Source organism: Streptomyces glaucus (assembly GCF_039533365.1).
GTDB classification, from domain to species: domain Bacteria; phylum Actinomycetota; class Actinomycetes; order Streptomycetales; family Streptomycetaceae; genus Streptomyces; species Streptomyces glaucus.
Genome location: NZ_BAAATK010000025.1, coordinates 90,899 through 97,050, shown reverse-complemented (window position 1 = coordinate 97,050; position 6,152 = coordinate 90,899). Strand labels below are relative to the sequence as shown.

Sequence of the window (6,152 nt, the reverse complement as noted above, 5' to 3'; positions counted from 1 at the left end):
GCGCGGGCGGGGACGCCGCCGGCGCGCGGCCGCCCGGCGGGGCCGCCGCCGGGCGGCATCCGGAAGGCGCCGCCGTACGGCGGGCAGCCGCCGCGGTGCGCGCGCACGGCCCGGCCGGACGACAAGTGGACGAAGAGCGAGCGGGCCCGTCCGCGGGCCCCCGCTTCGGGAAAGGACATCGAACGATCATGCGTATCGCGTTTCTGGTCGCGCCCGAGGGCGTGGAGCAGGTCGAGCTGACCGAGCCGTGGCAGGCGGCGAAGGACGCGGGTCACGAGCCCGTGCTCGTCTCCACGGAGCCCGGTGAGATCCAGGCCTTCAACCACCTCGACAAGGCGGACACCTTCCCCGTCGACGAGGTCGTGGGCGAGACCTCGGCCGACTCGTTCGGCGGGCTGGTGCTGCCCGGCGGGGTCGCCAACCCCGACTTCCTGCGGATGGACGACAAGGCCGTGGCGTTCGTCCGGGACTTCTTCGACCAGGGCCGCCCGGTGGCCGCGATCTGCCACGCCCCCTGGACGCTGGTCGAGGCGGACGTCGTACGGCGCCGGGTGCTCACCTCCTGGCCCAGCCTGCAGACCGACATCCGCAACGCGGGCGGCACCTGGGTCGACGAGCAGGTGAAGGTCTGCGACGGCGGTCCGAACCGCCTGATCACCAGCCGCAAGCCGGACGACCTGAAGGCGTTCTGCGAGACCTACCTCGCGGAGTTCGCGAAGGCCGGCGGCTGACCGGCGGCGATCCGCCCTCCTGTCCCCGGCCGGGCCCGGGGGCCCGTGCGCTCACCGGCGCACGGGCCCCCGGGCCCGCGGCCCGTCAGGTGCCGGGAGTGGCCGACTCCCCGGCGGTGCGTTCCCGGGCCCCCTCGCGGGTGCGGCCCGCGGCGACCGGGCGCCGGGGGTTGCGCCGCAGGTACTCGCCCTCCAGTTGGGCCATGCGCTCGTTGTGGGCGCGCAGCGCGTCGTTGGAGCCGTACAGCAGCGTGTCGTGGCGTGTGCGATGGATGGTCTCCAGCTCCCGCATGAGCTGCTGGTCGTCCAGCCGGGCCGGGTCCACCCCGGTCGCGGTGATCTCCCGCTCGTCGTGTTCGTTCATGCGGCCCGGGTACCCGCCCGGCGCGCGCCGGCACCCCCGGGCGGCGTCCGGGAGAAAGCCGGGGCCTTCGCACACCCCCTGCGCGAGCACCCGGGCCTCCGGGCCCTCGCGTGCACCGGTCCCTGTCGGCGCCCGGAGGGCGCCCCGCGCGGCCGACGGCCGGGCCGCCTCGCCGGAAACGGCCCGGCGCGGCGCGCCCGCGGGGTCACCGGGCGCGTTCCACGCGCCGTTCGTCCCACACCGGCTGCGGTGTCTCGCGGACCCGGCCGTCGCCGCCGAAGACCAGGAAGCGGTCGAAGGAGCGGGCGAACCAGCGGTCGTGGGTGACCGCGAGGACCGTGCCGTCGAAGGCCTCCAGGCCCTCCTGGAGGGCTTCGGCGGACTCCAGGTCGAGGTTGTCGGTCGGCTCGTCGAGGAGCAGCGCCGTGGCGCCCTGCAGCTCCAGCAGCAGGATCTGGAAGCGGGCCTGCTGGCCGCCGGAGAGCCGGTCGAAGGTCTGCTCGGCCTGGCCGGTCAGCTCGTAGCGGCGCAGCCTCGACATGGCGGCGCCCCGGTCCTGGGAGTGCTCCTTCCACAGGATCTCCAGGAGGGTGCGGCCCTGCAGCTCGGGGTGCGCGTGCGTCTGGGCGAAGTGGCCGGGCACCACGCGCGCCCCGAGCCGCCACCGCCCGGTGTGCGCGACGTCCTCGCCGGCCAGCAGGCGCAGGAAGTGCGACTTGCCGGAGCCGTTGGAGCCGAGGACGGCGACGCGCTCGCCGTAGTACACCTCCAGGTCGAACGGCTTCATCAGGCCGGTGAGTTCCAGACCCTCGCAGGTCAGGGCCCGTACGCCGGTGCGGCCGCCCTTGAGCCGCATCCTGATGTCCTGCTCGCGCGGCGGCTCCGGCGGCGGGCCGGCCTCCTCGAACTTGCGCAGCCGGGTCTGGGCGGCCTGGTAGCGGGACGCCATCTCGTGGCTGACGCTGGCCGCCTGGCGCAGGTTCAGCACCAGCTTCTTCAGCTGGGCGTGCTTCTCGTCCCAGCGTCTGCGCAGCTCCTCGAAGCGGGCGAAGCGTTCGCGCCGGGCCTCGTGGTAGGTGGCGAAGCCGCCGCCGTGCACCCAGGCGTCGGCGCCGGCGGGGCCCGGTTCGAGGGAGACGATGCGCTGGGCGGCGCGGGCGAGCAGTTCCCGGTCGTGCGAGACGAACAGCACGGTCTTGCGGGTCTCGGCGAGCCTGTCCTCCAGCCAGCGTTTGCCGGGGACGTCGAGGTAGTTGTCGGGTTCGTCGAGCAGCAGGACCTCGTCCGTGCCGCGCAGCAGCGCCTCCAGCACCAGCCGCTTCTGCTCGCCGCCGGACAGGGTGCGCACCTGGCGCCACTGCGCCCTGTCGTACGGCACGCCGAGCGCGGCCGTGGTGCACATGTCCCACAGCGTCTCGGCCTCGTAGCCGCGGGCCTCGGCCCAGTCGGCGAGGGCCTGCGCGTACCGCATCTGGGCGGCCTCGTCGTCGACGGTCATGACGGCGTGCTCGGCCTCGTCGACGGCGCGGGCCGCCTGGCGGATCCGGGGCGGTGCGACGGACACGAGCAGGTCCCGTACGGTCGTGTCGTCCCGTACGGAGCCCACGAACTGCCGCATCACGCCGAGCCCGCCGCCGACGGCGACCGAGCCGCCGTGCGGCTTCAGCTCGCCCGCCAGTATCCGCAGCAGGGTGGTCTTCCCGGCTCCGTTGGGCCCGACCAGGGCCGTGACGGTCCCCTCTCCGGCCCGGAAGGACACATCGCCGAGCAGCGTCCTCCCGTCGGGGAGGTGGTACTCCAGGTGTGCTGCTTCGAGATGGCCCATGACCGGCGATTCTGTGCCGTCCGCCGGCGGGGGGCAACCGCTTTTCGGCCGGGCGCGCTCCGCTCCGGGCGGCTCCGGTCCCCGGTCGGCCCGGCCCCGCGGCGGCCCGCAGGAAACGCCTTCCGCCGGGTAGGCGGGGGGCATGAGCCCCGACGTCGACCTCACCGTGCCGACCCCCGGCCCGCGTCCCGTCCGCGACCGTCTCCTCGCTCTGGACCGCCGTCTGTTCGAATCCGTCGCCGCCCGGCACTGGCCCGGCGCCGATCCGCTGCTGCCCCGGCTGAGCCGCGGCGCCAACCACGGTGTGCTGTGGTTCGCGACGGCCGCCGCGCTGGCCGCGACGCGCACGCCGCGGGCCCGTCGCGCGGCGGCCCGCGGCCTCGCCTCCCTCGGACTGGCCTCCCTGACCATCAACACCCTCGGCAAGCGCACGGTCCGCCGCGCCCGCCCCCTGCTGGACCCGGTGCCGCTGGTCCGCCGGCTGAAGCGGCAGCCGTTCACCACGTCCTTCCCGTCCGGCCACGCCGCGTCGGCCGCCGCGTTCGCCACCGGGGTCGCCCTGGAGTCGCCGGCCTGGGGCGCCGCCGTCGCCCCGGTGGCCGGCGCGGTCGCCCTCTCCCGCGTCTACACCGGCGTCCACTTCCCCAGCGACGTCCTGGCCGGCGCGGCCCTGGGCGCGGGCGCCGCCCTCGCCGTGCGCGGCCTGGTGCCGACCCGCATCCCGGCCGTCCCGCCGGCCCGGCCCCACGCCGGCGCCCCGGCGCTGGCGGACGGCGAGGGCCTGGTCCTCGTCGCCAACACGGGCGCCGGCAGCGCCGAGCGGGCCGGCGCCGTACGGGACGCGCTGCCGCGCGCGGAGGTCGTCGAGTGCGATCCGGCGGACGTGCCGGCCGAGCTGGAGAAGGCGGCGGCCCGCGCCCGGGTGCTCGGCGTGTGCGGCGGCGACGGCACGGTGAACACGGCCGCCGCGATCGCCCTGCGGCACGGCCTGCCGCTCGCCGTCCTGCCCGGCGGCACCCTCAACCACTTCGCCCACGACCTGGGCGTGGAGGACGTGCGCGGCCTGGCGCGGGCGGTGCGGCGGGGCGACGCCGTGCGGGTGGACGTGGGGCGGTTCGCCTCCCGCGGGGCCGAGGGCGTCTTCCTCAACACGTGCAGCCTGGGCGTGTACCCGGAGCTGGTGCGCGAGCGGGGCCGCTGGTCGCACCGGATCGGCGGCTGGCCGGCCGGGGTGCTCGCGGCGCTGCGCGTCCTGCGCGCCGGCCGGCACCCGCTGGAGGCGCAGGTGCGGGGGCGGCCCCGTCCCCTGTGGCTGCTGTTCGCCGGCAACGGCACCTACCACCGGGTGGGCCTCGCCCCGGGGCGCCGGCTGGACCTGGCGGACGGCCTGCTGGACGTCCGGGTGGTGCACGGCGGCCGCAGGCCCGCGGCGCGGCTGCTGGCCGCGGCCCTCGCCGGCCCGCTGACCCGCTCCCCCGCCCACGCGGCGGTGCAGGTGGGCCGGCTGCGCCTGACCGGCGTCGCGCCCGGCACGCTCCTCGCGTACGACGGGGAGGTCACCGAGGTGCACGGCGAGGTGGTCCTGGAGAAGCTGCCCGGGGCGCTCACGGTGTACCGGCCGCTGCCCCGCGGCTGACCCCGCCACCGGCCGCCGGTCCGGACCCGACCCCCCGTCAGTCCACATGGCGGGACAGCGGTCTCATCATGCGACCGAAGGGCGGTACGGTGGCCCCACCGCCGGAGGGGGCCGCCAGCGCCCCGCGCACCGGCGCGACACGAGGCCGGGAAGGGGCTCAGCCATGCCGAAGCCGCAGGAGACCGCCGTCTACACGCACGGGCACCACGCGTCCGTGCTGCGTTCGCACACCTGGCGCACCGCCGCCAACTCCGCGGCGTACCTGCTCGGTTCGCTCAAACCCCACATGAAGATCCTGGACATCGGCTGCGGCCCGGGCACGATCACCGCCGACCTGGCGGAGCTGGTCCCCGACGGACACGTCACCGGCGTCGACCGGGCGCCGGAGGTCCTGGACCCGGCCCGGGCCACGGCGGCCGAACGCGGGCTGACCAACGTCGACTTCGCGGTCGCCGACGTCCACGCCCTGGACTACCCCGACGACACCTTCTGCGTGGTCCACGCCCACCAGGTGCTGCAGCACGTGGGCGACCCGGTGCGGGCCCTGCGCGAGATGAGGCGGGTGACGAAGCCGAACGGGTTCATCGCCGTCCGCGACTCGGACTACGCGGCCATGACCTGGTACCCCGCGTCCCCGGGGATGGACGACTGGCTGGACCTGTACCGCCGGGTGGCCCGCGCCAACGGCGGGGAGCCGGACGCCGGACGGCGGCTGAAGTCCTGGGCGCTGCAAGCGGGGCTCACCGACGTCACCGCGACCTCCAGCACGTGGACGTTCTCCACCGCGGCGGAACGCGCGTGGTGGAGCGGCCTGTGGGCGGAGCGCACCGTGGCGTCGGCGTACGCGCGGCGGGCCGTCGAAGGCGGCCACGCGACCGCGCAGCAGCTGCGGGCCGTGTCCGAGGCGTGGCGGGAGTGGGGGCGGCGGGAGGACGGCTGGTTCAGCGTGCTGCACGGCGAGATCCTCTGCCGCGAACGCTCCTGAAGCCGGTCCGCCGGGAGATCCGCACAGCAGGAGGTTCCCCGCGGTTGCCGTCCTGCCGTGCTCTCCGGCGCCGACCCTGTCCGGCGCCGGCTTCGCGGCCGGACCGCTGGGGCGGGGCGCGCCGGCCGTCCCGGTCCCGCGGCTGCCGGGACTCCTGCCGCGCGGCACGACCACGGTCGGCAAAAAGGGGCCGTCGGCAAGAAGCCGACGAGAAGGGATCGCCGGCACAGGGGGCGGATCCGGCCCGGGACCGGATCCCCGCGCTTCCCGGCCCCCGCCGCGGAGTCCCGCGAGGGGCGCGGGGCGGAGGACGCGAGGGGGGTTCAGTCCCGGGGCAGCAGCGGTCCGAGCGGCCCGAGATCCAGGTTCAGGTCCTCGGGCCGCAGCCCGTAGCGCTCGCGCAGCTCGGACATGCGGTCCTCCAGGAGCATCAGGGTGAGCCCGATCCGCTCCTCCTGCTCCTCGGTCAGGTCGCCGGCGTCGAAACGGCGCAGCGCCTGCCGCTCCATGAGCTGGCGCAGCAGCTCCACGACGGTCAGCACGAGCTTGACCAGGTCCCGCTCGACGGTGTCGGGCTCCAGGTCCAGCCGGTTGCGGCGGGATTCGGTCAC

General features: G+C 76.1%; 6 protein-coding genes. 3 read left to right on the top strand and 3 right to left on the bottom strand.

Translation table 11 applies throughout. The features are described from left to right. The first annotated feature begins 188 nt into the window (after positions 1 to 188). Positions 189 to 731: a type 1 glutamine amidotransferase domain-containing protein gene (locus ABD363_RS19645; RefSeq protein ID WP_344605315.1), complete on the top strand. Its 543-nt coding sequence runs from the start codon at positions 189 to 191 to the stop codon at positions 729 to 731. 85 nt (positions 732 to 816) lie between these two features. Here the strand turns inward: ABD363_RS19645 and ABD363_RS19640 are convergent, their stop codons facing one another. Then, entirely contained in the window at positions 817 to 1,095 is a 279-nt protein-coding gene (locus tag ABD363_RS19640) for a DUF6158 family protein (RefSeq protein ID WP_344605313.1), read from the bottom strand. Between the two features lie 205 nt (positions 1,096 to 1,300). Further along, complete coding sequence (locus ABD363_RS19635) at positions 1,301 to 2,920, bottom strand: ABC-F family ATP-binding cassette domain-containing protein (protein WP_344605311.1); 1,620 nt, start codon at positions 2,918 to 2,920, stop codon at positions 1,301 to 1,303. A 142-nt stretch (positions 2,921 to 3,062) separates the two neighbouring features. Here ABD363_RS19635 and ABD363_RS19630 point away from each other — a divergent pair, with 142 nt between their 5' ends. Together ABD363_RS19630 and ABD363_RS19625 are read left to right on the top strand one after the other, a co-directional pair. Continuing rightward, on the top strand, positions 3,063 to 4,556 hold the full coding sequence (locus ABD363_RS19630; protein WP_344605309.1) for a bifunctional phosphatase PAP2/diacylglycerol kinase family protein: 1,494 nt from the start codon (positions 3,063 to 3,065) through the stop codon (positions 4,554 to 4,556). A 163-nt stretch (positions 4,557 to 4,719) separates the two neighbouring features. After that, positions 4,720 to 5,541, top strand: coding sequence for a class I SAM-dependent methyltransferase (locus tag ABD363_RS19625; protein WP_344605307.1), 822 nt, complete (start codon positions 4,720 to 4,722; stop codon positions 5,539 to 5,541). Positions 5,542 to 5,864: 323 nt separating this feature from the next. Here ABD363_RS19625 and ABD363_RS19620 read toward each other — a convergent pair whose 3' ends face one another. Continuing rightward, positions 5,865 to 6,152, bottom strand: a complete 288-nt coding sequence (locus ABD363_RS19620) for a gas vesicle protein K (RefSeq protein ID WP_344605305.1) — start codon at positions 6,150 to 6,152, stop codon at positions 5,865 to 5,867.